Below are 25904 nucleotides of genomic sequence, written 5' to 3'. Positions count from 1 at the left end.
GATACTATTATTTAATTTTGCAGCAGAAATAAAAAATAACGCTAACAAATTAAACATTTAAAGTATGAACAACTTTTTAAATGGAAAGAGCGCAGCCATGGTGCTTGCACTTTCATTGGTAAATGTTACAGCAGCTTTTGCACAGGTGATAATTCAAGTGCTAAGGAAGAAGGTAATCGTAATGTGATGCTCAATGCAGCCAGTGCGAATGGTCCTCGTGAGATTCAGATCGACTTGCCTTCTGCCGATGTCAATGTTTTGGAGAATGGTTTGCCTGTTACTTACGCTACCAATCCTCATTCTGTCAATACCATCTGGCGTGGTGATGCAAGTTTGAGCCATCAGGGATTGCTCAAGATTGCAGAGACAGCTATCACTACCGGTAATATCGGTTATGCCGTGAACTCTTTCACCCAGAAGGGTCAGAAAGGATTCAATGGTACTCTGAACTATAAGAGCAATCATTTCGGATTGCAGGAATTCTCTTTGAATATGAATGGCGATTTGGGAAGCGACTGGTACTACAGCTTTAATATGTATCAGGATTTCGACCCAGGTACCTTCAAGATTAAGGCTACTCCTTATCAGGACCGTACTCAGATTTACAAGGCGCTCCTTACCAAGAAGTATAACGGCAACCGTGGTGAGTTTACTGCCATGTATAGATATGCCAACAGCCATAGCGATTATTGCTCAAATACAACCATGTATGATCAGAGTGTTCCTGCAGATGGCAGTTTTGCCCTGCGCGTTTGGGATGCCAACTAGCGCAACAGCTACTTCTACGATCTCAACAAGAATGCATCTGAGTATTACAAGGGAAGCGAAAACAAACTGGCTCTCTACTTCACTCACGATTGGGATGTTACCAACAAGTAGAATCTCTACTATGGTGCCCGTCTGGAGTGGCAGAAGCTGAAGGGTGAAAACGCTGCAGTGAAGAATGCGCAGGGGGGATTACGTTGGTCGTTTCACTGATTACTATCTCGGTGCTACGGCAGCAGATGGAACCAAGATTGCTCCGGTAGATTTGAGTTACAACTGGTTGAACTACGATTTCTCAGTTGCAGCAACTTATAAGTTGACCGACAATTTCGGCTTCACTGGCGATTTCACTTACATCGTGCAGCATCCTAAGTTCGAGGCTTTCTCTCCAGCTACATTGCCAAATACAGGTAAGATTTCTGTGCCACTCGGTCGTGCAGGTATCTACTACAATAACTCATGGTTGAGTTTGACATCGTTGTTCTCTTACATCTCAAAGACCAACAACAACTCAACTCTGAACCTGCAGCATGGCAGGGAGATCAAGGCTGCGCCAATGACTTACGATATCCAGACATGGGGTTGGACAACCGATGCTGTGGCTCATCCATTCAAGGGATTCGATTTCCACTTCCTCTTCACTTATCAGAAGCCAACTTACAAGAAGTATGAAACCAGCATCAACTTCAGCGATGGCTATGTTGGCAACATCAATGCCACAGGCAATATCGTAGCAGAGATTCCTCAGATTCTCATCGAGTTGGACCCAAGCTACATGATTACCAAGGATATCAAGCTCTGGACCAGCTTCCGTTACTTCAGTAAGACCTATGCCAACATCAACGAGGCATATTACTTCAACGGTCACTGGGAGACTTTCGGAGGTTTGAACTGGCAGGCAACCAAGCGTCTGGCTCTCGGCTGCACCGTAGTCAACTTCCTCAATCAGACTGGTGCCAAGGGTAGTATCGCAGGTGCCGAGCTGATTACCAAGGATGAGGCTAAGGGAATCAAGAACCAGATAATGACGGGTAGTTATCTCCGTCCATTCACAGTAGAATTTACAGCATCGCTGAAGTTCTAATTAGTTCAAACATAATAAAACATAATAAGATAAGGCAGTGCTATATAATAATGTATAGTGCTGCCTTTTTCTTGTTTTGGTTTGGAAATGCACGAAAAATATGCGATTTTTGGTTTGGAAATGAAGTTATACTTCATAAACCAGCAAAGTAGTACTTCGATGGAGGATGAAGTACTACTTCGTTGGTCTGTGAAGCTATATTAGAAGTTTTAGTGTTTGTCTTCCTAAAAACGTCTCTAAAAGAAAAGTTTTAGGAATTGATTCCTAAAACTTTCTAAATAATCGTACTTCTAGTATGTAGATTCCTAAAAAATATGTATATTTGCAGCGTGACATGTAAAAATACAAAAAATGAAGAGAATAGAACGACATAACTATCTGCAAAAGCTGATAGCTTTCAAGGATAAAAAGCTTATCAAGGTGATAACAGGCATCCGCCGTTGTGGTAAATCGACCATTATGGAGATTTATCGTGACTGGCTGGTGGCTCATGGAGTCATGCAAGAGCAAATCATCTATCTCAACTTTGAGGACTATGACTATTTTGAATTGCGAGACCCAAGAAAACTGTATTCTTATGTCAAACCTTTGATACAGCAAGATAAGATGACTTACATCTTTTTTGATGAGATACAGCATGTCACGGATTTTCCGGATATCATCAATAGTCTTAATTTGAAGCCAACAGTTGATTTATATGTGACGGGTTCGAATGCCTACATGCTTTCTAGCGAGATAGCTACACTCTTGTCTGGCAGGTATGTAGAGATTGCGATGCTTCCGTTGTCTTTCAAGGAGTATGCGGAAGGTATCGGTGGTACGGACCATCTTTCACAGACATATACAGAATATGTGAGCAAGAGCAGTTTCCCATATACATTGGAGTTGGATACGGCTAATGAGATTAGCGATTACTTGAATGCTGTTTACAATACGATAGTGGTAAAGGACATCATGAGTCGTAATAAACTTTCCGATGTGATGATGTTGGAGAGCGTGATACGTTTCACGGCAGATAATATCGGCAATATTCTCTCGACGAAGCGTATTGCAGACTTGATGTCGGCTGATGGGCGAAAGATTGACCAAAAGACAGTTGAGAAATACCTGTCAACCCTTTGCGAGTCTTTCTTCTTGTATGAAGTGAAGCGATATAACATCAAGGGTAAGCAACTCCTCAAAACTTTGGGAAAATACTATCTGGTAGATATTGGGTTGCGACGTATGTTGCTTGGCTCTCGCTCTTTTGATGCAGGGCGCATTTTGGAAAATATCGTTTTTCTGGAACTCTTGCGTCGGCAGAAGAAAGTGTATATAGGCAAGATGGATAACTTGGAGGTTGATTTTGTTGCTATCGACGAGAATGACTTAACCTATTATCAGGTAGCTGCAACGGTAAGGGATGAGAAGACCTTGAAGCGTGAACTCGCTTCGCTTCAGCAAATCAAGGACCAATATCCCAAGTATATCTTGACGCTCGATGAAGACCCAACGGCAGATTATGATGGTATCAAGCGAATCAATGCGTTGAAATGGCTGATGGGGGAAGTATAGTCTTGTTGCCTCCAAGGAGGTGTGAGGAAAAGAATCGTTCATGCACTGCAAAAGATGTTGCATGATGTACAAGTCAAAGAATCTCAAGAAGTGGAATTATGTTAGTGCTTTCGGCAAAGGAATGGGTCAGCAGCCATGCCAGTATGAGTGCCCAGACTTCTTCCAGTTGCCTGTAAATGGTGATAAGAAGAAGATGAAGTGGGTGATGACGATGAATATCAACCCTGGCTGCTGGTTTGGTGGAAGCGCTACCGAGTATTTCGTAGGCGATTTCGATGGCAAGAAGTTTACTTGTCCTGATGCCAACGAAGTAAAGTGGCTCGATTGGGGTAAGGATCACTATGCTACCGTTACCTTCTCAAACACAGGCGACCGAGTTCTGGGTATCACCTGGATGAGCAACTGGCAGTATGCCAACCTTACTCCGTTCAAGCAGAATCGTGGTGCCAACGGTTTGCCTCGTGAGTTGAAGCTTTACGAGAATAACGGCAAGTATTATGTTTCTGAGAATGTAGCTCCTGAAGTATATGCTTTGAGAAAGGATACCAAGAATCTGGCAGATGCTTCTGTAGCCGATGCCAAGGATTTGAAGGGTGTTGCAGCCAATATGGAAGGTGCATTCGAGATTGAGGCCGATGTAACTCCAGATGCCAACGGCATTGCCGGTATTGAGATTTCAAACAACAAGCGTGAGCGCACCATGATTTATTTCGATATGAAGCAGGGCAAGGTGGTAATGGATAGAACCGAGAGTGGTTTGACCGATTTTGGCAAGCAGGCAGTTCCTCACGATATCGAGTTGGCTTGGGACAAGCAGCGTGCAGCTGAAGGCAAGGAGCCTGCCCGCATCGCCATGACCAACCTCGTGTTCCCTGTAGCTCCATACGAGAATGTGAAGCTCTACACCCAGGGTGGCAAGGCAGAGTTCAAGAATCTGAAGGTTCATAAGCTTAGTTTGTAATCACGTAGATATTGTATGGTCGAATTGTAGGTTTAAATGTAAATAGTAATGAGTCGCAACCTGATAATATTTTAGGTTGCGACTCTTTTTTGGGGCTCAGGGGAGATTGTCCGTGGATAAAATAACCTCTGTTTCTTATTTACCTGTTTGCTGTTTCATTCCCTCAAAAAACTTTTGCTGCAATTGTTTGGCCAGTTGATTATCAGGGTTGAGTTTGAGAGCTTTCTCGTAATCCTGCATCACTTCCAGATAATAGCGTTGACCGTTTTGCCCTGGATTCTGTACGATGCGTACCATATAGAGAAAACCGCGAAGGGTACAGATGTCAGACGGGTCAGCATGCTTTATATTCTCCATCTTGGCAATGGTTTCTTCAGTCTCTTTTAGAAGATTTTCTGTTTGTGGAGCATGCGGATTCATCACGGAATAATTGAGACTTTGCAAAGCTATCTGAAACTTGGGCTGGATGCTATCAGGAAACATATCATCAATACGCTTCATCTCTGCAATACAATTAAGTATGCTCTCTGATGTCGGTTGCTGAAGTTTAGCAAGCGACTGTCCGATAAGCCCCTGCATTGTGGATTGCTGGGCATAGATAACTACAGATGTTGTCATGAAGAAGACAGACATCAATACGAATCGTTTAAAAGTTTGAAATGTCATATGCTTTATTATTTTTAAGTGAAACAAATATGCCTATATATAAAAAACTGTCTCTAGATGGAACTATCGAACGTCCGTTAGTATTATATCCGAAAATGTTTGTACGGCCGAGGATGTTGTTCAGAGAAGAATAGATAATGACCTTGGGACTTAGCAGATAAGTAAGGTTTATATCTACGCTATTATAATGTGGTGTCTTGCCAATAAGAAAATGACGTCCGCTTGCATACGATTCAGTCAGCCCGATGATTGCTTTGCCGAATGAATATTTTGCTGTCAATCTCAGATTATGCCTTGAGGCGTAGTCAGGTATTCGCTCTTCTGTGTATTCGTGATAGAATCGCTTGGAATCGTTGTAGGAATATGAAAATGCTGTGGTCAGATGTTTGAAAAGCGAATGCTCTTCTACAAAAATGTCTATACCTTTACTCTTTCCATATCCTTTCGGTTGGTAAATACCCTTTTCCCATAAAGGCAATCGCTGATATTTTTTCCAGTAGGGTTCTATTCGTATGAGTGTACCAGGCGACTTATATTGTATGGATAGGATAGCATGATCTGCCGTACTTTGTCCAAGAGATTTCTTGTTTGTTGCAAGATAGTCATCTTCTGGAGTCTGGCTATACCGACCGGTAGCAAATGAAAGCTGAAAATTCTTGTTAGGAATATAACATAGTGTAGCCCTTGGCATAAACAGCCAGTTGGCATGAGCCATATATTCTGTCCTTGTCGAAATATTCAGGAACACATGGGACATCATCCTCCATTGGGCATCAATATGAGCAGCAAGAATATTATAATCCAACTTGTAGCAATCGTTTTCGTACTCCATGAGGCTGTTTCGCTGATAGTCCTCCATTCCTGCCGATATTTTTAGTGCATCCGAGCAAATTTTGCGTATTCCTGTTTTCAGATGTATCTCATTCCTGAAGTTGTAATATCGGTCACCAGCAATCTTCGCATCTTCTATATCGTTGAATACCGATGAGCTTGCCATACCACAAAAGAGCGTGTAGCCAGCACCCCACTGTGCCTTATAGGTTGTGTTGGCATAGATATTATTCTCTTTGAGCGAAACGTTTTGGTTGTCTATATGCTGCCCTACAGATGTAAAATCATAGCCAACGTATGTTTTCAATATTCCGGCATTTCGGAACTCATTCTTGTATTGTGATTCGCCAGATAGTTTTAGATAAGGCTTGTTGAAATCAAGCCTTTCTGAAAATAACTGATTGTAGATTCCCAAACTTGTCAGTGCGGCATTAAAGGATAAGCTGCTGTGGGAATATGCCTTGGTGCCACCGATGTTCCAGTCAACCAATGATGCGCTGACTCCATATTTGTCACTTGTTGCAGCATCTGATGTTTCCATAGGGAGAACGGAGGAAAGTGCTTGTCCATATTCTCCGCTATATCCACCAAGAGAAAAGTTGATACCTTTAAATATAAAAGGAGAGAATCGTCCACGTACAGCAGTATTTTCTGTGTTTGTACTATATGGAACAAGGACGTGCATTCCGTTAATGAAAGTCTGGCATTCTTCGCTTTCTCCACCACGGACATAGAGCTTTCCATTTTCTCCCACTTTTTGAGTACCGGGTAAAGTTTGCAGGGCTGCAACAATGTCCCCGCATGAATTACCTGCCATCACAACATCTAAGGCATCCATAGTCTTGAAGTTGTCACTTTTCCCGAAACTGTAAGTGCTGGCAGATATTACAACTTCTTGGATTGCCGTAGCTTTTTCTTTCATTTGGATAGAAAGATTATGTAACTTGCAGGCATCTGTAGTCTGTATATATTCTTCAAAACCAATCATGGTAATCTTGATAGACGCTTCTCCGGTTTTTGATGTGGAAAAGGAAAACCTGCCCAGAGAATCTGTCAGGCATCCATCAATTGTGCCCATGATGAAAACATTGGCACCAGCAAGCGGTTCCTGACCGCTTTTTACCATGCCTGATATGATGGTCTGTGCAGCCAGGTTGCAGACTGAAGTCAGCAGCAATGCGATATGTATTATTCGATGTTTCATGCCGCAAAGATACTGCATGAAACTGGAGTTACCAAATTCTTAGGATATACAACTAAAACTTATGATAGAAAGCTAGTTAAGATGCCGAATAACTAAGTTGAAGGACAAATAACTATGTAAGATAAGTCTTTAACTTGGGCACAAATCTTCGGGAAACGGGTATGATGTTTGTGCAATTTCCGAGAGTCAGTTGATAACCATTTGAGTTGCCTCGTGCCGAAGTGATATTATTCACATTGACAGCAAAAGAACGGTGACATTGGAAAATGTTCTCAAACTCTTTCAACTCTTCAAGAGCATGGGTTAGTGTTGTATGGATATCAACAGCAACAACATTACCTTCTTTTAGAAAACAGACGGATACATTGTTTTTCTGTGCTTCCATATAAAGTAGATCGTTGATGGCAATCGACAGATTGTTTCCTCTTACGTTAGTATCATGGATGGTAATAGATACTTCTTCCTGTTCCTTTGTTGTATTGCGCAACAACTCTTCCATTCTCTCTCGTAATGTTCTGTTGTATTGCATTCCGATAGATAATGTCGTAAGAAATATGCCTATGATAATAGTCCAATTTAGAAACAAGAGAAACAGACTGAATGTAATCGTATAATGAAACAAGTATGAGAATAGGAGGAAATTACCGAAGGCAATGATGAAAATCAGTCCGAGTATAGCTACTCCTTCATGCCAGATACGCCAGGGCTTGATAGTTTGATGCAAATACTTCAATATCGTTGCTGCGTATGTTATGTGGCATCCAAAAGTTACCAGTCCGAATAATGTAGCAACAAAGCATTTGTTACCTTGATATAAGCAGAGTCCAAATGGCTGCAGAAAATATAAAATTACCCAAATGATGAAGCCAAAGATGCTACTATCTTTTAGCAAGTGTTTACTCTGTTTAAAAGGATATGTTCGAGTTAGAAACGACATGTTGAATCTGATTTATTTAATTAACGCAGCACTATCATTTATCTTCTTTATCAGGGTGCACCTAAGCTACTCTGTTGGTGCACCGGGATGCTTGCCATATCCAGACATTTTGTTTATTATCGTGCTGTAAAAATAAAACAAAGTTCTGAATGACACTGCAAAAGTACAAATAAAATTTGAGAAACGCACTTTTGGAGACGTTTATTTTGGTAATGAAGCATTTTCTTATGATGTCTCAGGACTTTTTTTTCTTGATGACATCTGTAACTTTCTGCGCCTTCCCTGGTCCGAAGGTGTAATAGATAGCCTCTTCCTCATCACATACCTCGCCTTGCGAATTGGCAAGGGTGAGATGGATGATAACAATAACGCAACTTATATGATGCAAGGAAGCAATTTTATATTATGGGCAACAAGAAAGTCGTATGGTAGGAACGTGTGTTTCGGATAAAATATAATAAACGCCGCAATTTGTAAACGCAAACTGTGGCTTTTTCGTTTTTTTATGCTATCTTTGCACACAGATAGTGTTTTTAAGGATAGATCATGATGGAACAGCAAGTTAAACAAGTACCTTATGGGGTGGCAGATTTTGCTACGGTAATAGAGCAGAATCTATATTATGTGGATAAGACGATGTTTATCCCAGAGCTGGAGAAGCAGCCTCGCAATCTCTTCTTCATCCGCCCTCGTCGTTTTGGTAAGAGCATATTCTTGAGTATGCTCTATTCTTACTATGACTGTACGCAGAGCCATAAGTTCCAGAGTCTTTTTGGAAATCTGTGGATAGGCCAGCATCCTACTCCTTTGCAGGGAAAGTATCAGGTGCTGTTCCTCGATTTCTCCCAGATTACGGGTAATATCGACAAGCTTGAGACTAAGTTTAATTCTTATCTCAGCATCAACCTTGATGCTTTTGTCCGTCAATACTCAGAATATTATCAGGCAGAGATGGAAGAAATCCTGGCGCAGGAAGATTTTGAGGAAAAGATGGAACTGATATTCAAGGCTGCCAAGGCGCACCAGTATCATCTGTATCTCATCATCGATGAGTATGACAACTTCACGAATGTCATACTCAACGAACGTGGTGAGAATGTGTATCATGCGATTACCCATGCCGACGGCTTTTATCGTGATGTCTTCAAGAAGTTCAAGGGTAATTTTGAGCGTATCTTCATGATGGGTGTGAGCCCTGTAACCCTGGATGATGTGACGAGTGGATTCAATATAGGTTGGAACATTTCTATCAAGCCGGAGTTTGATGAGATGCTGGGCTTCTCTACCACTGATGTGGTGGAGATGTTAACCTATTATAAGGAGCATGGTAGTATTCCTGCCGATAGTGATATTGATGCCATCGTCAATGATATGAAGCCATGGTATGACAATTATTGCTTTGCAGAAGAAGCATTGAAGAAGAAAACTCGTATGTTTAATTGTGATATGGTTCTTTATTACCTTCGTAATTACATGGATAACGGATGTTCTCCTCGTCAGATGATAGACCCGAATACCCGTACCGATTACGGCAAGATGAAGAAACTTTTGCAGTTTGACAAGCTGGATGGAGAGCGTAAGGGCATTATCCGCAAGATAGCAGAAGAGGAGCAGATTGTTACCCAGCTTTATGAGTCGTTTTCTGCGTATCAGATTCCAAAGGCAGAGATATTCCCAAGTCTTCTGTTCTATTATGGCATGTTGACCATCAAGGGAACTCGTGGATCCAAGCTCATTCTGGGCATTCCGAACAATAATGTCCGCAAGCAGTATTATGGTTATCTGGAAGAGGAGTATCAGGCAAAGGCTTATGTGGATGTCAACCAGCTCACCGATTACTATTATGATATGGCATACGATGGTAAGTGGGAAGAAGGATTGCGCTTTATGGCGGATGCCTATGCCAAGGTTTCTTCGGTGCGTGATGGCATTGAGGTTGAGCGAAACCTGCAGGGATTCTTCATGGCTTATCTGAATCTGAATGATTATTATATCACGGCTCCAGAGTTGGAGTTGAATTATGGTTATTGTGATTTCTTCCTTTTGCCAGACCTTACCCATTATGCCAGTCAGCATAGCTACATTCTGGAGTTGAAGGTTCTTTCGAAGAAAGATTTCTCAGCGATAGTTGAAGGTGAGTTCACGGAAGATGGCAAGCCTATGACCAAGGCAGAGAAACAGTGGCGTGAGGCTCTAGAGCAGATTCATCGATATGCCGAGGCTCCAAGGGTTGAAGCTTTGCGCCAAGGTACAAAACTCCATCTCATCATCATGCAGTTTGAGGGGTGGGAACTTAAACGGATGGAAGAAGTATAAATTCAATGAAAAGAATCAATATTATCTTAATAGTACTATCTTTTAGTATGCTCCTTCTTCTTGGTGCTTGCACCCAGAAGAATGTGGTGATAGGTGTGTCGCAATGTTGTAGCGGCGTTTGGCGCGAGAAGGTGAATAATGAGATGCGACTGGCGCAGTATCAATATAAGAATGTGGATTTGCTGTTTACTACTGCAGAGAATGACGGGCAACGTCAGGCTCGTCAGATAGACAGTATGATAGCCAAAAAGGTAGATTTGATCGTTGTTGCCCCTGATAACGTGAATGATGTAACACCTGCCATCGAGCGAGCTTATCGTGCGCATATCCCGGTTATTCTCTTCGACAGAAAGGTAAAGACACCCCATTATACAGCTTCCATCGGTGGCGATAATGTAGAAGCGGGTAGGGAAGTAGCCCGCTTTCTTGTCAGGAAACTGGATGGAAAAGGTACCATTGTTGAGATTACGGGCTTGAAAGATGCTTCTCCTGTCATTGAGCGCCATCGTGGTTTCCACGAGGTGATGAAGAATTGTCCGGGAATCAAGGTGGTTACCCTGGACAGTAACTGGAAGTTGGAGCGAGCCCAGGAGTTGATGAAGCAATATCTGGATAAGGGCGGACATGCGGATGGCGTGTTTGGACATAGCGACCTGGGAGCCATAGGAGCCTTTCTGGAAGCAGAGAAACGAGGCATTGATAAGCAGATGCTGATAGTAGGCATTGATGGATTGCCTGGAGAATGGGAAGGAGTGGATAGAGTGAAGAGAGGGCAGTTTGCTGCTTCTTATGTCTATCCTACCCAGGGTGAAAAGATTATGGAATTGGCGATGAATATCCTTCAGGGTAAACCCTATAGGAAGGATAATGTGATGAAATCATTCCTTGCTACCCCTGAAAACTGCGATGCCATCGCCCTACAATATCAGGATCTGGAAGCCAAGATGAAGAATCTGGATCAGATTTCTGACAGTCTTAATTCTTATTCAGAGGTATCCCGCATCCAGAAATGGATGCTTGTGGTCGCCTTTATTGTAGTTCTGATTCTGTTCTTTGTCATCTACTATATGTATAAGGTATATAGAAAGAAGCTGCAGAAACAGAAAGTTGTGGCTCGTGGCTTCATCGAGAACAAGGAGGGCTGGGCTGCTGAACTGAATCACCTGGATGAGAGTGATCGTTACTTCATGGACCGTTTCAAGAAGAAGATACTTGAGAATATGGGCAATGCTGATATGAAGATGGATGATTTGGGAGCCCAGATGCAGTTGAGCAAGGTGCAGCTCTATCGCAAGGTGAAGGCTATGACAGGAAAAACGCCAGCCGAGCTCCTGAAAGAGATGCGCCTGCAGAGAGCCTATACTCTCTTGCAGCAAACAGACAAGACAATCTCTGAAGTTTCGGCAGAAGTAGGCTTTGCTGCTCCTGGCTATTTTTCATCATGCTTCAAGAAGCAGTTTGGTGTACTTCCTACCGATTTTAGAAATGAACAGGCATCTAATAAGGAATAGTTTTCTAACTCCTTTACAATAAGTACTTTAAAATCTTGACGAAAGATTTGAAAATCGTTTCATGTAACATAATTACTGTTACAGGAACGATTTTTTCTATTTATATAACAGTCTTTTCTCTAATTTTGCGGCAGAAATCAAGCAATAACAATTTTTGAAACTTAAAACGTTATAATAGTATGAACAATCTTTCAAAATTACTAATGAGCTCTGCGCTCTGTGCTGTTTGCACCGTAGCTAGTGCACAACAGGTAAATGTAAATGGCATCGTAAAGGATGCTGCCGGTGAGACAGTCATTGGCGCATCTATTATGGTGAAAGGCACAAAGACTGGTACTGTTACCGACTTTGATGGTAACTTTCATGTAGAATGTGCTCCTGGTTCCACACTTGTTATATCTTATATTGGATATAAGACGCAAGAAGTAAAGGCTTCAGACAATATGGAGGTAACACTTCAGGAAGATGCCAACGACTTGCAGGAAGTAGTTGTAACAGGTTATACCACTCAGAAGAAGGCAGACTTGACCGGTTCCGTGGCTGTGGTTTCAACCAAGAACTTGAAGACAAGTTCAGAGACAGACCCGATGCGTGCTTTGCAGGGTCGTGTTCCTGGTATGACTGTTACTACTGATGGTTCTCCTATTGGTTCTGGAACCGTGCGTATTCGTGGTATCGGTTCTTTCAACTCTTCTCAGGATCCTCTTTATATCATAGATGGTGTGCCTACCAATATGGCATTGAATACCCTCAATACGAATGATATCGAGAGTATGCAGGTTTTAAAGGATGCCGCTTCGGCTTCTATCTATGGTTCCCGTGCATCGAATGGTGTCATCATCATCACCACCAAGAAAGGTAAGAAGGGTAGCAAGGTTGCTGTTGACTTCTCTGCCAACCTAACTGCACAGTTCTATTCCAACCAGTCGAAGATGAAGCTGATGAACTCCAGCCAGTATGCTACTGCGATGGCTCAGGCAGCCCTGAACGATGGACTCGATCCTGTGGCTTATGCAGCCAACTACGGCATCGACTTGAATGCGGCCTCTGGAACTCCAATCACCGTTTGGAATCCATCTACCAACCAGTATCAGAACTATACTATCAATGGTCGATACGACGGCTACATCAATGCCAAGAAGACCATGCGATTCTCCGATACCGACTGGCTCGATGAAATCTCTCGCACAGGTTTCTCGCAGAACTACGACCTCTCTGTATCTCATGCCAATGACAAGCATAGCGCTATGTTCTCCTTGGGATACAAGAACAATGAGGGTGTCTTGAAATATACCAATTTCGAGAATATCTCAGCTCGTTTGAACACCTCTTGGAATTTAAACAAGATCGTAACCGTAGGTGAGAATTTGACATTGACTTATACCTCTCAGGTAGATTGCCATCCGATGGAGAATGCCTTGAAGATGCCTTCTATCGTTCCGGTTTACGAAGAAGATGGCAAGACCTTCGCAGGTCCTGTGGGTAGTATGGCCGACCGTCAGAACCCTTGTCGTGAGCAGTATCAGAACCGCAACAATCACCTCGACTACTGGCGCATCTTCGGTAATGCTTTCGTAGAATTGAAGCCTGTCAAGGGATTGACCCTGCGCTCTAACTTCGGTTTGGATTTCAAGACATCGTTTATCAATGCGATGACGAATACTTATCATTCCGATATCGTCAACAACGACATCGCGAAGACAACCTTGTCAAACAACAATGAGACTAACTGGACATGGTCTAACACAGCCCAGTACGTTGCCCAGATTGGTAAGCACAACATCGATGTACTCGGTGGTATGGAAGTTTCCAAGCAGTCGTGTATCGATTTCTCTGCCTATTCAGAAGGTTATGCGCTGGAAGATAAAGATTATATGTGGCCAAATGCTGCCACGGGAACGATGCGTAACTCGGGTGCAAAGTTTGGTTATCGCCTGGCTTCTTTCTTTGGAAAGGTGAACTACAACTGGGATGATCTCCTCCTGGCTTCCTTTACTATCCGTCATGATGGTTCATCCCGATTTGGTAAGGCACATCGCTGGGGTACTTTCCCTGCTGCATCACTCGGTTTCAGATTCTCGAATCTCCTGAAGAAGGATTGGTTGGATGATGCCAAGCTGCGTCTTTCCTGGGGTCAGACGGGTAACCAGGCTATCGACAACAATGCACAGTTTGGTCTTTATGTAGTAGATTACGGATTAGACCGTGTAACCTCTACTGCATACGATCTCTTCCTGCAAGGTTCAGGTACCTTCCCTTCTGGTTATCGTGCCACACAGTTGGCTAACCCTAACTTGAAATGGGAGGCTGCTACCCAGTATAACGTAGGTTTGGATTACACCCTGTTTGGCAATACCCTCTATGGTACAGTGGATGCCTATATTAAGAATGTAAAGGATATGTTGATTAATCCTGCTTATCTGGGTGCAACAGGTGAAGGTGGAAATTCATGGCAGAATGGTCCTTCGCTCCGCAACTGGGGTATGGAGTTCACCGTGGGTTATCGCAAGACCTTGGCTAATGGACTTGGCATCGATGTGAACGGCAATCTGGATTTCTTCCGCAACAAGGTTACTTATTTGCCAGAAACAACAACAGGTGCTTACGCTCACACATCTAAGGAAAACCTGGTGCAGAGTGGCAAGTCATATGGTTCTATCGTAGGTTATGTAGCCGATGGAATTTTCCAGAATCAGGAAGAAGTAGATAAGTCTGGACAGCCAAACGCACGTGTCGGTGGATTGAAATACAAGGACTTAGATGGTAAAAATGGAATTACTTCAGATGACCAGACTTGGATTTTCGACCCAGTGCCAGCCTTCTCTTATGGTTTGAATATTGCTCTCAACTACAAGGGCTTTGATTTCAGTATGTTCTGGCAGGGTGTCTATGACCAGGATGTGTATAACAACCAAAAGTTCCAGACCGACTTCTGGGCTATTACTGATGGTGGTTCTAACAAGGGAACCCGTTTGCTCGATGCCTGGAATACCAACAATACCGGTTCTTCTATCCCACGTCTGAGCACCATGAACACAGCCGATGAGGGTCGTGCTTCCTCTTACTACGTTGAGAATGGATCTTACTTGAAGTTGCGCACCTTGCAGGTGGGTTACACCATCCCAAGCAGCATCCTCTCTAAGTTGAAGATGACCAGTGCCCGTGTCTATCTCTCAGGTCAGAATCTTTTGACCATCAAGAGCAATAGCCTGACCTGTTCAGACCCAGAGAATCCAAACTGGAACTATCCACTTTCAACATCCGTATCATTCGGACTTCAGGTAGGTTTCTAAAATGTTTCATATTTTTAAAGAGAATTTTAAGATGAAAAAGTTATATACAATGGTGCTTGCAGCAGCACTGGTAGGAACATTCACCAGTTGTGATGATTTCCTGGATTACACCCCAACAGCTGTGGTTGATGAAGACAAGGCTTTCAGCGAGCCAGACAAGATGGTAAACAGTGCCTATGCGATGTTGGGCGACTGTTGGTATTCTTACCCATTCAACCTTTGGCCATACGGTGACCTTTCTTCAGACGATTGCTTGAAAGGCGGTGGTGGTACCGGTGACACCGGTTATCACGATGTGGAAATCTGGAGTACCTTAACCTCTACTAAGGGCGAACTCGACGAGTTATGGTATCGACTCTATTGTGCCGTTTCCCGTTGCAACCGTGCCTTGGTTTCTTTACAGCAGAATGGTGAGAGCACACTGGGTGCTGAGGTAACCAAGCAGCGTGAGGCTGAGGTTCGCTTTCTCCGTGCTCATTTCTATTTCAAGTTACTTACCATGTATCGCCAGATTCCTTGGATAGACGAGAAGGTTTATGAGGATAAAGCAACAGAAAGCACATCAAACACTCAGTTTACTTACGAGGAATTGTGGCAAAAGGTGATTGCTGACTTCCAGACAGCATACGATGTACTTCCTGCTAAGCAGAAGGATGGCGGTCGTGTCAACAAGATTGCAGCCGCAGGTTATCTGGCTAAGTGTTATCTTACCATTGCCTGGGGTGATGGCTATGAGGCAACCGATGGTGTTGACCATATTAATAAGGAGTATATGCAGAAGGTTGTCGACTATACTGATGTGGTGAAGAATTCAGACTATGGTTACATGGCAGACTTTGGCGATATCTTCCTGCCTGACAATAAGAACAGCAAGGAGTCAGTTTTTGCTGTCCAGACTTCCGACTATAGCGAGGACCATACCAACTTCGGACGTGCCAACTGGTCTAATATGCTGAATGGCTGTTGGGGTATTTGGTCTTGCGGATGGGATTTCCACAAGCCTTCACAGGACCTGGTGAATGCCTTCAAGACCAAGAACGGACTTCCTGAGTTTGATGACTACAACAAGACTTGTGATTATCCTGTAAACGGTGAGCCTAATAGTCAGAAATGGGATCCACGTTTGTTCCACACCGTTGGAATGCCTACCTTCCCATATAAATATGAGTCAGAATACACGATGACTACAGCCAACTCTCGTACACCAAACGTTTACGGTTACTATACCTCTCTGAAGGAAGTACCACAGCGTTCAAAGGGTGAAACTTACAATGGCTCTTGGCAGGCGTTTGCGATGAACGACTATGTGCTCCGTTATAGCGACATTATGTTGATGCGTGCTGAGGCTTTGATAGAGTTGGACCGTCTGGCTGAGGCTCGTACCATCATCAACGATATCCGTCAGAGAGCCAAGAATTCTGTGGATAAGCATATTGAATATGCCAAGGATCAATGTGATATAGCCCTCTATCCGGAGTCTTATTTCCAGGATAAGGAGACGGCAAGAAAGTGCCTGCGCTGGGAACGTCGTCTGGAAATGGCTATGGAGAACGGCCGATTCTTCGACCTGCGCCGCTGGGGCATTGCTTCTGAGACATTGAACAAGTATTTTGCATCAGAGCAGAACGATAAGTATGGAGAGCAGACATACGCTCAATACCTGAAGGATGCCAAGTTTACTCCAGGCAAGAACGAGTTCTATCCGGTTCCATATAACCAGCTGTATTACATTCCTGGTCTGTATAAGCAGAATAAGGGATACGAGTAATTACCTATCGGTATTTTTAGATAATAATTTCAGACACTTAGACAATGAAAAAGATATTTATTTCGGCGCTTGTTGCTCTTTGCGGTTTCACCGCCAGTTATGCCCAGCAGGCTTCCTTCTTGAGCAATAATCACTGTCTCTATCGCATCAGCCAGGAGAGTCAGAACCAGAAGTGTCTCTTGCTTCCTGTGCAGGAAAATGCAGAGATAGCCAATATTAAGGTGATTGCCGACAACAAGCAGGTGAAAGCCTTCAATGTGAAGTTGGCTAAAGATCACGTAGATTATTACGTGCCTCTCTATATGGATGAGTTTGCCGGTTTGAAGGGCCTGGCTCTCGATATCCATGTAAACGGCGATTATAGCAAGGAGGGTTTGAACGCCCTCACTTGCTGGGAGAACATGAAGTTCTCTGATTCTTTCGATATGAAGAATCGTGAACAGTATCGCCCAGTTTTCCATCACACTCCTGTTTACGGATGGATGAACGACCCAAATGGTATGTTCTATAAGGATGGCGTATGGAATCTCTATTTCCAGTATAATCCTTACGGATCACAGTGGGAGAATATGACCTGGGGACATTCTACATCTACCGACTTGATACATTGGAAGTTCCAGGGTGCCCCTATCCAGCCAGATGCAATTGGTACCATTTTCAGCGGTTCTGCCGTTGTGGATAAGAATAATACCGCTGGTTTGGGCAAGGGTGCTGTTGTGGCTCTCTACACTTCGGCTGGTGAGAACCAGACACAGAGCATGGCTTACAGTACAGATAACGGCAAGACCTTTACAAAATATGCAGGAAATCCTATTCTTACCAGCAATGTGCCAGACTTCCGTGACCCACACATGTTCTGGAACGAGGACATCAAGAAGTGGAATATGATTCTGGCTGCCGGTCAGCACATGGAAATCTATACTTCTGATAATTTGAAGGACTGGAAACTTGAAAGCTCTTTCGGTGAGAAGTATGGCAACCACGACGGTGTTTGGGAATGCCCAGACCTGATGAAGTTGAAGGTTCGTGGCACCGATAAGGAGAAGTGGATGCTCATCTGCAACATCAATCCTGGTGGTCCATTCGGCGGTTCTGCTACCCAGTATTTCGTAGGTGATTTCGACGGTCATAAGTTTACTTGTGACAGCAAGCCTGAGGTAACCAAGTGGATGGATTACGGAAAGGATCATTATGCTACAGTTACTTTTGATAACGCCCCGGAAGGTCGCCGTGTGGCTATCGCCTGGATGAGCAACTGGCAGTATGCCAACCAGGTTCCTACCCAGCAGTACCGTTCAGGCAACTCTATTCCTCGCGACTTAGGTCTCTTCGAGTATAAGGGTGAAACGTATTGCAGTGTGGTTCCATCTCCAGAGATGACAGCTGCAAGAAGCAAGAAGGCTGGCAAGAAACTCACAGAATCTTGCGAGATGGTAGTAAACCTGAAGGGAAATGCCACTATCACCCTGAGCAACGACAAGGGCGAGAAGGTAGTGATGAACTACGATGCCAAGGCAGAAACCTTCTCAATGGATAGAACCAAGAGCGGTAAGATGGATTTCAGCAAGGACTTCGCTGCAGTCACCAAGGCTCCAACCTATGGCAATATCAGCCAGCTGCGCATCTTCATCGACAAGAGCAGCATCGAGGCACTGGATGCTGACGGCAAGATGTCCATGACCAATCTCGTGTTCCCAAGCAAGCCTTACAACAAGGTTACTGTAAAGGGAAAGGGTAAGTATCAGATTTACGACATCAAGTAACCTCATCTGTTAAGAACTGAATCTATAAGATAATTGTTTCTTAGCGTGTTACTGATGTAACAAAGCAACATAAATGGTAGCCGATGAACGATATTTTATGATATATAGTATCGTTTATCGCTACCTTTGCACCAGCAAAATATAGAAACAATAACGCTAACAATTATGAATAAATCATCAAAATTGACAATCATCCCGGTGATGCTCTGTTTCTTCGCCATGGGATTTGTAGATTTGGTAGGCATCGCCTCCAACTACGTAAAGGAAGATCTCAACCTCAATGATTCGACAGCCAATCTGTTCCCTTCATTGGTATTCTTCTGGTTTTTGATATTCTCGGTTCCAACAGGAATACTGATGAATAAGATCGGTAGGAAGAAGACAGTAGTCCTGTCTTTGCTCGTTACCGTCATCTCACTCCTTTTGCCCATTTTCGGCGAAAACTTTGAGTTGATGCTCGTGTCGTTCTCATTGCTCGGCATCGGAAATGCCTTGATGCAGACCTCCCTGAACCCTCTGGTTTCAGTGGTTACATCAGGTCAGAACCTGGCATCCACATTGACCTTCGGTCAGTTTGTCAAGGCGATAGCTTCCTTCCTGGCTCCATACATCGCTATGTGGGGCGCCATGGCAAGCATTCCAACCTTCGGTCTGGGCTGGCGCATTCTCTTCCCAATCTATATGATTATCGGTATTGCTGCCACCTTCTTCCTGGCTGGCACACCTATCACCGAAGAGAAGCAGGATGGAGGAGCTTCGGGCTTCATGGATTGCCTTAAATTGCTTGGTAAGCCAATCGTATTACTTTCTTTCATAGGTATCATGTGCCATGTGGGTATTGATGTAGGTACCAATACCACAGCTCCTAAGATTCTGATGGAGCGTTTGGGATGGAGTCTTAATGATGCAGCTTTCGCCACATCGCTCTATTTCATCTTCCGTACCATCGGATGTTTCACCGGTACAGCCTTCCTCCGTATGATGAAGACCCGCACTTTCTTCATCATCAGCGTTGTGATGATGGCTTTGAGTATGATAGGCATGTGGGTAGGAACAAGCCATTATGTGCTCTACATCGCTATTGCCCTCGTGGGATACGGCAACTCTAACGTCTTCTCCATGATTTTCTCTCAGGCGCTGCTTGCTTTGCCTGATAAGAAGAACGAGGTGAGCGGATTGATGATCATGGGACTCTTTGGTGGTACCATCTTCCCATTGTTCATGGGATTCGCCAGCGATGCTATCGGTCAGACTGGTGCCGTGGCTGTCATGGCAGTAGGTGTAGTTTATCTCTTCACTTATATCCGCAAGTTATAATCATCTTCATTCGCAATTTTTTATACTATATCTAATATTCATTCGCAATCTTTTATACTATATCTAATAATAAGGTGTAATTATGGAAACAAAGAATTTAAATACAAAATATTGTGTAGGTTTGGGTGAGATACTTTTTGATGTTCTCCCTAGTGGTTCTCAACTCGGCGGTGCTCCTGCCAACTTCGCTTACCACGCTGGTCAGCACGGCTTGCATTCTGTAGCCGTCAGTGCGATAGGTAAGGATGTCTTGGGCGATACAGCCCTTCGTATTCTCGATGAGAAGAAGTTGAAGTATGTGATGCCTGTGGTAGATTATCCTACCGGTACCGTTCAGGTGCAGCTCGATAAGGAGGGTGTTCCTACATACGATATCAAGAAGGGTGTGGCTTGGGACAATATCCCATTCACTGATGATATCAAGGAGATTGCTGCCAATGCCGGTGCTGTTTGCTGGGGCTCTCTGGCTCAGCGCAGTGAGGTTAGCCGCAAGACCATCTATACATTCCTTGATCATACTCCAGAAGATTGTCTGAAGATCTTCGATATCAATCTCCGTCAGAACTTCTATACTCCTGAGGTGATTACCGAGAGCTTGAAGCGCTGCAATGTTTTGAAGATTAACGATGAGGAGTTGATTACCATCGGCCGCCTCTTCGGTTATCCAGGTTTGGATATCGAGAACAAGTGCTGGTTGATTCTCGGCAAGTACAATCTCGATATGCTCGTATTGACCTGCGGTGTGAACGGCAGCTATGTCTTTGCCCCAGGCGTGAAGTCATTCCAGGAGACTCCAAAGGTAGAGGTGGCTGATACTGTAGGTGCAGGCGATAGCTTCACCGGTACTTTCTGCGCCAGCATCCTGAAGGGCAAGACCATCCAGGAGGCACACGAATTGGCTGTAAAGGTGAGTGCATACGTTTGTACCCAGAATGGTGCAATGCCTCAGATTCCTGAGGAGTATATCAAGTAAGCCCCCGTGTTGGTCAAAACATAATAATATATAGGTAGAGTTAGTAATGAATAGTTGATAACAGTTAGTTAACTACAGCTGCAACCTGCTCGCGAAGAGTAGGTTGCAGTTTTTTATTATGGTGTGTGAGCATGATGGCGAAGTTTGTTTTGCCAAGGCATGAATAGCAACGGATATAGTTTAAAAAAGATAAATAAACCGAAAAATTTGGTTTTCTGAAAGAAAATCGATATATTTGCACTTTCTAAGATAGCATAATAAACTTAAGTAAAAGTATTTTTTGATTTTGAGGCAGTTGTTTTTTGTAATGATATTCTGGTTGGTTGGCATCCCCGTTTTCTGCCAGACCCCAGTGCGTTCCGATAGTACTGAAATCCCTGATTTCGAGAGGTGTTTCAGACTGTTGGAAGAGAATCGCAGTGTCTATAACCGATACAATGACAGCATCTTCCTGTTCAAGGACCATGTGGCATGGACCAATTTCTTCAAGCGCCGTGCCCTGAAGAATACGCATCTCTTCCTGGTTAACAGGGAGATTATCAACATCGTTTTCGATTACTTCAAGCAAGACCGTAAGCAGATTCCCCATGAAGCTTACCAGCAGTTGTGCGACGGCTTGCAGCGTCTGTATATGGAGGAAAAGGTAGACCCGTTCCTGGGCAATCAACTCTGTGATATTCTTCTGGAATATTATGGAAGCGGAAGATGTCCAGAGGCATCGAACTTTGCCGGATTGGTGGATAACTTCAAGGGCGAATTCCTTTATGAAATCCATACTCTGGGTAAGGAACCTGATGCCTTGAAGAAATCCTACGAGTATCTGAAGCGTGCCGTGGCGGAAGACCGGTATCGCTCGCCTAATCCTGTGGAGTCTTCCCTGATGGCGCTTGAAAATCTGACGGTTACCAACTGGCTGATTTACAAGATGCAGACCGTGAAAGAACGTCGTGCCTATGTGCTTGAACTCAGGAGATTGCTCAGCTTGCCCCATACCTGCCAGCTGATGAGTGAGGAGGATTACGGTCGCCTGAACGAAAAGGCGAAAAATACTGAGGAAAGTCTGGTCCGTAATGTTTATCTGGCTGATTCTACCGTCCTGGAAAAGCAGTTTGCCGACTCCCTGATGCAGGTGATTGTTGCACAGAATCTTGCCAATCCTCATCTGTCGGAGCTCTCCTATTCCCGTACCCTGGTGATGCAGGTGAAGATGGGACAGATCACGGCGACGGAAGCGATGGGAAAGGCTGTCAGGAGAAACCGTAATGGTATGAAGAAGGAATTCAGTACTGCCCGTTATGACTACCGTCAGCTTCAGACCGCCCTGCAGCCTTTCATGAACTATTTCTATCTGAACGACCTGTCTGATGTTTCCTACCGCAGGAAGCGTGCTGCCGTCAAGCGGATGTATCGGGACATCATCACCATCTATCACCATCGTCTGGACCAGCAGATGGAGAATTCGTATGTGAAATATCTGAATGTCCTTGCTACCTATCCCCGTGCCATCAAGTACCTGAAGGAAGTGGAGCGCATCCGCAACTTCAATGAGTTGAATGTGGCTACCCAGGTCACCACCTATGCCCATTCCGTACATGTGGCGATGATAGCCAAGAAGCTGATGGAGGGCATTCTGGCCTATCAGCCCAATTTGTTGGGAGGAGCGCTTGGTGAGCGCCATCATGGTAAAGTCTTCCTGGATCCTAAGGAGTGTCTCAACTTCATCTATCAGGCAGCCCTCTATCATGACATTGGCAAGAATGGCATCATCTCGGTGGTGAACAACGACTACCGTCCGTTGACGGATGAGGAGTTCTCCATCATCAAGACCCATCCTTCTTTGGGAGCCGAGTTGCTGAAGATTGCTCCTTCGCTCTATGAGAAGTTTCGTGATACCACCTTGGGTCATCATAAGTGGTATAATGGCAAGGGCGGCTATCCTGAGGATTTCGACAACACGAAGTCGCCTAAGCGCATCCTGATAGACATCATCACTCTGAGCGACTGCATGCAGGCTGCTACCGAGCGCGTAGGCAGGAATTACAAGGATGGCAAGACCTTCGACATGGTGATGGAGGAGTTCCGCAGGGATGCCGGTACGAAGTATAATCCCGACCTGGTGAAGTTCATCGATTCCCATGAGGACGTGGCCCGTGATCTGGCTGTTCTCGTCGGTGATGCCTGGGTGGATATCTACTTCAACATCTATAGTAAGTATATGAGATAATGTCCATTTAGCTTCACTCCTCAGATTGGCGCCTTGTCCTCCGAATGATGGTGCAGGAAAAAATCCCGTGCTTTCTCTAAAACACAGTGCAAAGATACGACTTTTTCCCGGTACTGCCAAAAAACGGCCTGCAGGGTTCTGTTAAACGGATTTAACATTTGTGGAGAATCCTGTTAATAAAAACAAGTCGTAATTTTTGAGATAAGAAAACTATATTCTGTAAATAGTTTCTCTATGTTTTGTACATCCCAACTCTACGTTTGTCCTTTGCGCCCTCTTCCCCGATTTTCCCCCAAAAGTGGTTACGGTTACAGAAGTTACAGTTTTTCATGAGTCAGTTTCCTTTTCCCTCTTTAGAAGAAGATAATAATAATATATAATATATTATTATTATCTATTATTATTACTTACAATCTGTAAGTACTCAAAATCCCTTGTACCCCCTCCGCTGAAAACTGTAACTTCTGTAACCGTAACCACTATAACCGTCTTCGCCCACTTCCGAAAATGACGTAGAAATTTATTAATTATGACAAATTCAAAAAGTCAGAAGGTGGGGGGCAGCAAGGCTGCTTGCCCTGCCAAGTGTGGTGCGCAGTCTTATCATAAAAAAAGCTCAGGGCAGAACACCCTGAGCTTACTATTGTCATGATTTTTCTTAAATCATTTACTTCTGGCATTCCTTGCATGGATTCCAAGGCTTCAACTGCTTGAAGAAGTCGTTGCCCTTGTCGTCTACGAGGATGAATGCTGGGAAGTCCTCTACGGTAATCTTCCAGATAGCCTCCATACCGAGCTCTGGATACTCTACGCACTCGATGCTCTTGATAGAGCTCTGAGAGAGAACGGCAGCTACACCACCGATAGTACCGAGGTAGAAACCACCGTGCTTCTTGCAAGCCTCTGTAACAACATCGCCGCGGTTACCCTTGGCAATCATTACCAAGCTAGCGCCGTGATCCTGGAACTCATCTACGTATGGGTCCATACGGTTGGCTGTGGTAGGTCCCATAGAGCCACATGGATAACCCTCTGGAGTCTTGGCTGGACCAGCATAGAGGATAGGGTGGTTCTTGAAGTACTCTGGCATCTCCTCGCCAGCATCCAAGCGAGCCTTGAGCTTAGCATGAGCGATGTCACGAGCCACGATGATGGTACCCTTCAGGTTGACACGGGTGCTTACTGGATACTTGCTCAACTCAGCACGAACTGCATCGATACCCTTGTCGAGGTCGATTTCGATACCCTTGGTACCCTCACCTGGGTTGCGGAGCTCCTCAGGAATCAACTCTGTTGGATTCTCATCCATCTTCTCCAACCAGATACCGTCCTTGTTGATCTTAGCCTTGATGTTGCGGTCGGCAGAGCAGCTTACACCCATACCGATAGGGCAGCTTGCACCGTGGCGTGGCAAACGGATGACACGGATATCGTGAGCCAGATACTTACCGCCGAACTGTGCACCCAGACCAATCTTGTGAGCCTCTTTGAGGAGCTTGTTCTCCAGGTCGATGTCGCGGAAAGCACGACCGGTCTCATCACCTGTTGTAGGCAATTCGTCGTAATATTTGATAGAAGCCAACTTCACGGTAAGGAGGTTCTTCTCTGCTGAAGTACCACCGATAACGAAGGCGATGTGGTAAGGAGGACATGCAGCTGTACCCAGGCTCTTCATCTTCTCTACGAGGAATGGGAGGAGGGTGCCCTCATTCTGGATAGTAGCCTTGGTCATAGGGTAGAAGTAGGTCTTGTTGGCAGAGCCACCACCCTTAGCTACCATCACGAAGCGGTACTCGTCGCCCTCTGTAGCCTCGATATCAATCTGAGCAGGCAGGTTGCAACGGGTGTTTACCTCATCATACATGTTGAGAGGAGCGTTCTGAGAATAGCGGAGGTTGTCCTGTGTAAAGGTGTTGTATACACCCAGGCTCAAAGCCTCTTCGTCCTCGAAGTCAGTCCATACGCGCTGACCCTTCTCACCGTGGATGATAGCAGTACCTGTATCCTGGCAGAATGGGAGAATGCCCTTAACGGCAGTCTCTGCATTGCGGAGGAACTGGAGTGCTACGTACTTGTCGTTCTCTGAAGCCTCTGGGTCGCTGAGGATCTTAGCCACCTGGAGGTTGTGCTCACGACGGAGCTTGAACTCTACGTCGTGGAAACCCTGCTGTGCCAGCAAGGTAAGAGCTTCCTTAGAAACCTTGAGGATAGTCTTACCCTCGAACTCTGCTGTGCTTACGCCTTCCTTAGAGATAAGGCGATACTCTGTCTTGTCCTCTCCAATCTGGAACATTGGAGCATACTTAAAATCTGGAGTCATATTAATTTATAATTTATAATTTATAATGAATAATTATTTTTTTCTCTTGTTTTTAAAATACTTGTAAGTATTTTTAATAATTCTGTACAATCGGCATTGATGCTTTCGAATTGTTTGTCGTCAATATATTCACTTTAGTGAAGAGTCTCTAACCAAAATTCGTTTTCTGCTGCTTCTTTAAGTGAGATACTTAATTTTGCGTAAAAATCAGCTTTGGATTGAGCTACGCTAGCTTCTTTCGCATTGGCACCGATACTGGTGCCGCTGCGAACAATCTGTTTTGAAAGAATATATTCTTTCTTTTGTTCACATAAATATTTATACAGTTTTATGATTCTTAGGGCAAACTGCTTTGATTTTATGAGAATTAAATTATACTCTTTCATAACTGCTGAATTTATACATTATTAATTGTAC

15 protein-coding genes and 2 pseudogenes are annotated in these 25904 nt (G+C 44.2%); 11 read left to right on the top strand and 6 right to left on the bottom strand.

Going from position 1 to position 25904, the window contains the following annotated elements:
• Positions 1-195: 195 nt before the first annotated feature.
• From ACQRBJ_RS00715 to ACQRBJ_RS00705, 3 genes and pseudogenes are all read left to right on the top strand, one after another.
• A pseudogene (locus tag ACQRBJ_RS00715) lies at positions 196-1849 on the top strand (TonB-dependent receptor); the annotation flags it as partial.
• Between the two features lie 351 nt (positions 1850-2200).
• Complete coding sequence (locus tag ACQRBJ_RS00710) at positions 2201-3403, top strand: ATP-binding protein (RefSeq protein WP_445302626.1); 1203 nt, start codon at positions 2201-2203, stop codon at positions 3401-3403.
• Between the two features lie 61 nt (positions 3404-3464).
• A complete protein-coding gene (locus ACQRBJ_RS00705; protein ID WP_445302625.1) occupies positions 3465-4364 on the top strand; it encodes a glycoside hydrolase family 32 protein in 900 nt (299 codons plus the stop codon).
• A 135-nt stretch (positions 4365-4499) separates the two neighbouring features.
• Here ACQRBJ_RS00705 and ACQRBJ_RS00700 read toward each other — a convergent pair whose 3' ends face one another.
• The 4 genes from ACQRBJ_RS00700 to ACQRBJ_RS00685 all read right to left on the bottom strand — a co-directional run bounded on the left by ACQRBJ_RS00700 (position 4500) and on the right by ACQRBJ_RS00685 (position 8390).
• The gene (locus ACQRBJ_RS00700; protein ID WP_153082304.1) at positions 4500-5030 is read right to left on the bottom strand and encodes a hypothetical protein; all 531 of its coding nucleotides are present in this window, start codon (positions 5028-5030) and stop codon (positions 4500-4502) included.
• Positions 5011-7065 (bottom strand): TonB-dependent receptor, encoded by a 2055-nt coding sequence (locus tag ACQRBJ_RS00695; protein WP_445302624.1) that lies wholly within the window; start codon positions 7063-7065, stop codon positions 5011-5013. Before ACQRBJ_RS00695 ends, ACQRBJ_RS00700 begins: the two co-directional genes overlap by 20 nt.
• A gap of 112 nt (positions 7066-7177) precedes the next feature.
• Complete coding sequence (locus tag ACQRBJ_RS00690; protein ID WP_445302623.1) at positions 7178-7564, bottom strand: LytTR family DNA-binding domain-containing protein; 387 nt, start codon at positions 7562-7564, stop codon at positions 7178-7180.
• Between the two features lie 673 nt (positions 7565-8237).
• On the bottom strand, positions 8238-8390 hold the full coding sequence (locus ACQRBJ_RS00685; protein WP_294967932.1) for a hypothetical protein: 153 nt from the start codon (positions 8388-8390) through the stop codon (positions 8238-8240).
• Between the two features lie 161 nt (positions 8391-8551).
• Between ACQRBJ_RS00685 and ACQRBJ_RS00680 the strand changes: the two genes are divergently transcribed.
• From ACQRBJ_RS00680 to ACQRBJ_RS00645, 8 genes are all read left to right on the top strand, one after another.
• The gene (locus tag ACQRBJ_RS00680; RefSeq protein WP_445302622.1) at positions 8552-10318 is read left to right on the top strand and encodes an ATP-binding protein; all 1767 of its coding nucleotides are present in this window, start codon (positions 8552-8554) and stop codon (positions 10316-10318) included.
• A gap of 5 nt (positions 10319-10323) precedes the next feature.
• Positions 10324-11829, top strand: a complete 1506-nt coding sequence (locus ACQRBJ_RS00675) for a substrate-binding domain-containing protein (protein ID WP_445302621.1) — start codon at positions 10324-10326, stop codon at positions 11827-11829.
• A 179-nt stretch (positions 11830-12008) separates the two neighbouring features.
• A complete protein-coding gene (locus ACQRBJ_RS00670; RefSeq protein WP_445302620.1) occupies positions 12009-15122 on the top strand; it encodes a SusC/RagA family TonB-linked outer membrane protein in 3114 nt (1037 codons plus the stop codon).
• Positions 15123-15153: 31 nt separating this feature from the next.
• Entirely contained in the window at positions 15154-16890 is a 1737-nt protein-coding gene (locus ACQRBJ_RS00665; protein ID WP_349225535.1) for a RagB/SusD family nutrient uptake outer membrane protein, read from the top strand.
• Between the two features lie 44 nt (positions 16891-16934).
• Positions 16935-18653, top strand: coding sequence for a DUF4980 domain-containing protein (locus tag ACQRBJ_RS00660; protein ID WP_445302619.1), 1719 nt, complete (start codon positions 16935-16937; stop codon positions 18651-18653).
• A 165-nt stretch (positions 18654-18818) separates the two neighbouring features.
• Positions 18819-19970 (top strand): MFS transporter, encoded by a 1152-nt coding sequence (locus ACQRBJ_RS00655; protein WP_294967923.1) that lies wholly within the window; start codon positions 18819-18821, stop codon positions 19968-19970.
• A gap of 82 nt (positions 19971-20052) precedes the next feature.
• Positions 20053-20943 (top strand): carbohydrate kinase family protein, encoded by an 891-nt coding sequence (locus ACQRBJ_RS00650; protein WP_294967922.1) that lies wholly within the window; start codon positions 20053-20055, stop codon positions 20941-20943.
• Positions 20944-21346: 403 nt separating this feature from the next.
• A complete protein-coding gene (locus ACQRBJ_RS00645) occupies positions 21347-23167 on the top strand; it encodes an HD-GYP domain-containing protein (RefSeq protein ID WP_445302618.1) in 1821 nt (606 codons plus the stop codon).
• A gap of 667 nt (positions 23168-23834) precedes the next feature.
• Here the strand turns inward: ACQRBJ_RS00645 and ACQRBJ_RS00640 are convergent.
• Together ACQRBJ_RS00640 and ACQRBJ_RS00635 are read right to left on the bottom strand one after the other, a co-directional pair.
• On the bottom strand, positions 23835-25487 hold the full coding sequence (locus ACQRBJ_RS00640; protein WP_445302617.1) for a fumarate hydratase: 1653 nt from the start codon (positions 25485-25487) through the stop codon (positions 23835-23837).
• A gap of 20 nt (positions 25488-25507) precedes the next feature.
• A pseudogene (locus ACQRBJ_RS00635) lies at positions 25508-25873 on the bottom strand (four helix bundle protein).
• Positions 25874-25904: the final 31 nt, after the last annotated feature.

The organism is Prevotella sp. SGI.167 (assembly GCF_050313615.1).
GTDB lineage: Bacteria > Bacteroidota > Bacteroidia > Bacteroidales > Bacteroidaceae > Prevotella.
This window is presented reverse-complemented; position numbering and strand designations above follow the sequence as displayed.

Coding starts and splice junctions, on each gene's coding strand:
- ACQRBJ_RS00705 (WP_445302625.1), top strand. CDS start 3,465: ATGATGTACAAGTCAAAGAATCTCAAGAAGTGGAATTATGTTAGTGCT.
- ACQRBJ_RS00660 (WP_445302619.1), top strand. CDS start 16,935: ATGAAAAAGATATTTATTTCGGCGCTTGTTGCTCTTTGCGGTTTCACC.
- ACQRBJ_RS00695 (WP_445302624.1), bottom strand. CDS start 7,065: ATGAAACATCGAATAATACATATCGCATTGCTGCTGACTTCAGTCTGC.
- ACQRBJ_RS00670 (WP_445302620.1), top strand. CDS start 12,009: ATGAACAATCTTTCAAAATTACTAATGAGCTCTGCGCTCTGTGCTGTT.
- ACQRBJ_RS00640 (WP_445302617.1), bottom strand. CDS start 25,487: ATGACTCCAGATTTTAAGTATGCTCCAATGTTCCAGATTGGAGAGGAC.
- ACQRBJ_RS00710 (WP_445302626.1), top strand. CDS start 2,201: ATGAAGAGAATAGAACGACATAACTATCTGCAAAAGCTGATAGCTTTC.
- ACQRBJ_RS00700 (WP_153082304.1), bottom strand. CDS start 5,030: ATGACATTTCAAACTTTTAAACGATTCGTATTGATGTCTGTCTTCTTC.
- ACQRBJ_RS00675 (WP_445302621.1), top strand. CDS start 10,324: ATGAAAAGAATCAATATTATCTTAATAGTACTATCTTTTAGTATGCTC.
- ACQRBJ_RS00680 (WP_445302622.1), top strand. CDS start 8,552: ATGGAACAGCAAGTTAAACAAGTACCTTATGGGGTGGCAGATTTTGCT.
- ACQRBJ_RS00650 (WP_294967922.1), top strand. CDS start 20,053: ATGGAAACAAAGAATTTAAATACAAAATATTGTGTAGGTTTGGGTGAG.
- ACQRBJ_RS00690 (WP_445302623.1), bottom strand. CDS start 7,564: ATGGAAGAGTTGTTGCGCAATACAACAAAGGAACAGGAAGAAGTATCT.
- ACQRBJ_RS00665 (WP_349225535.1), top strand. CDS start 15,154: ATGAAAAAGTTATATACAATGGTGCTTGCAGCAGCACTGGTAGGAACA.
- ACQRBJ_RS00655 (WP_294967923.1), top strand. CDS start 18,819: ATGAATAAATCATCAAAATTGACAATCATCCCGGTGATGCTCTGTTTC.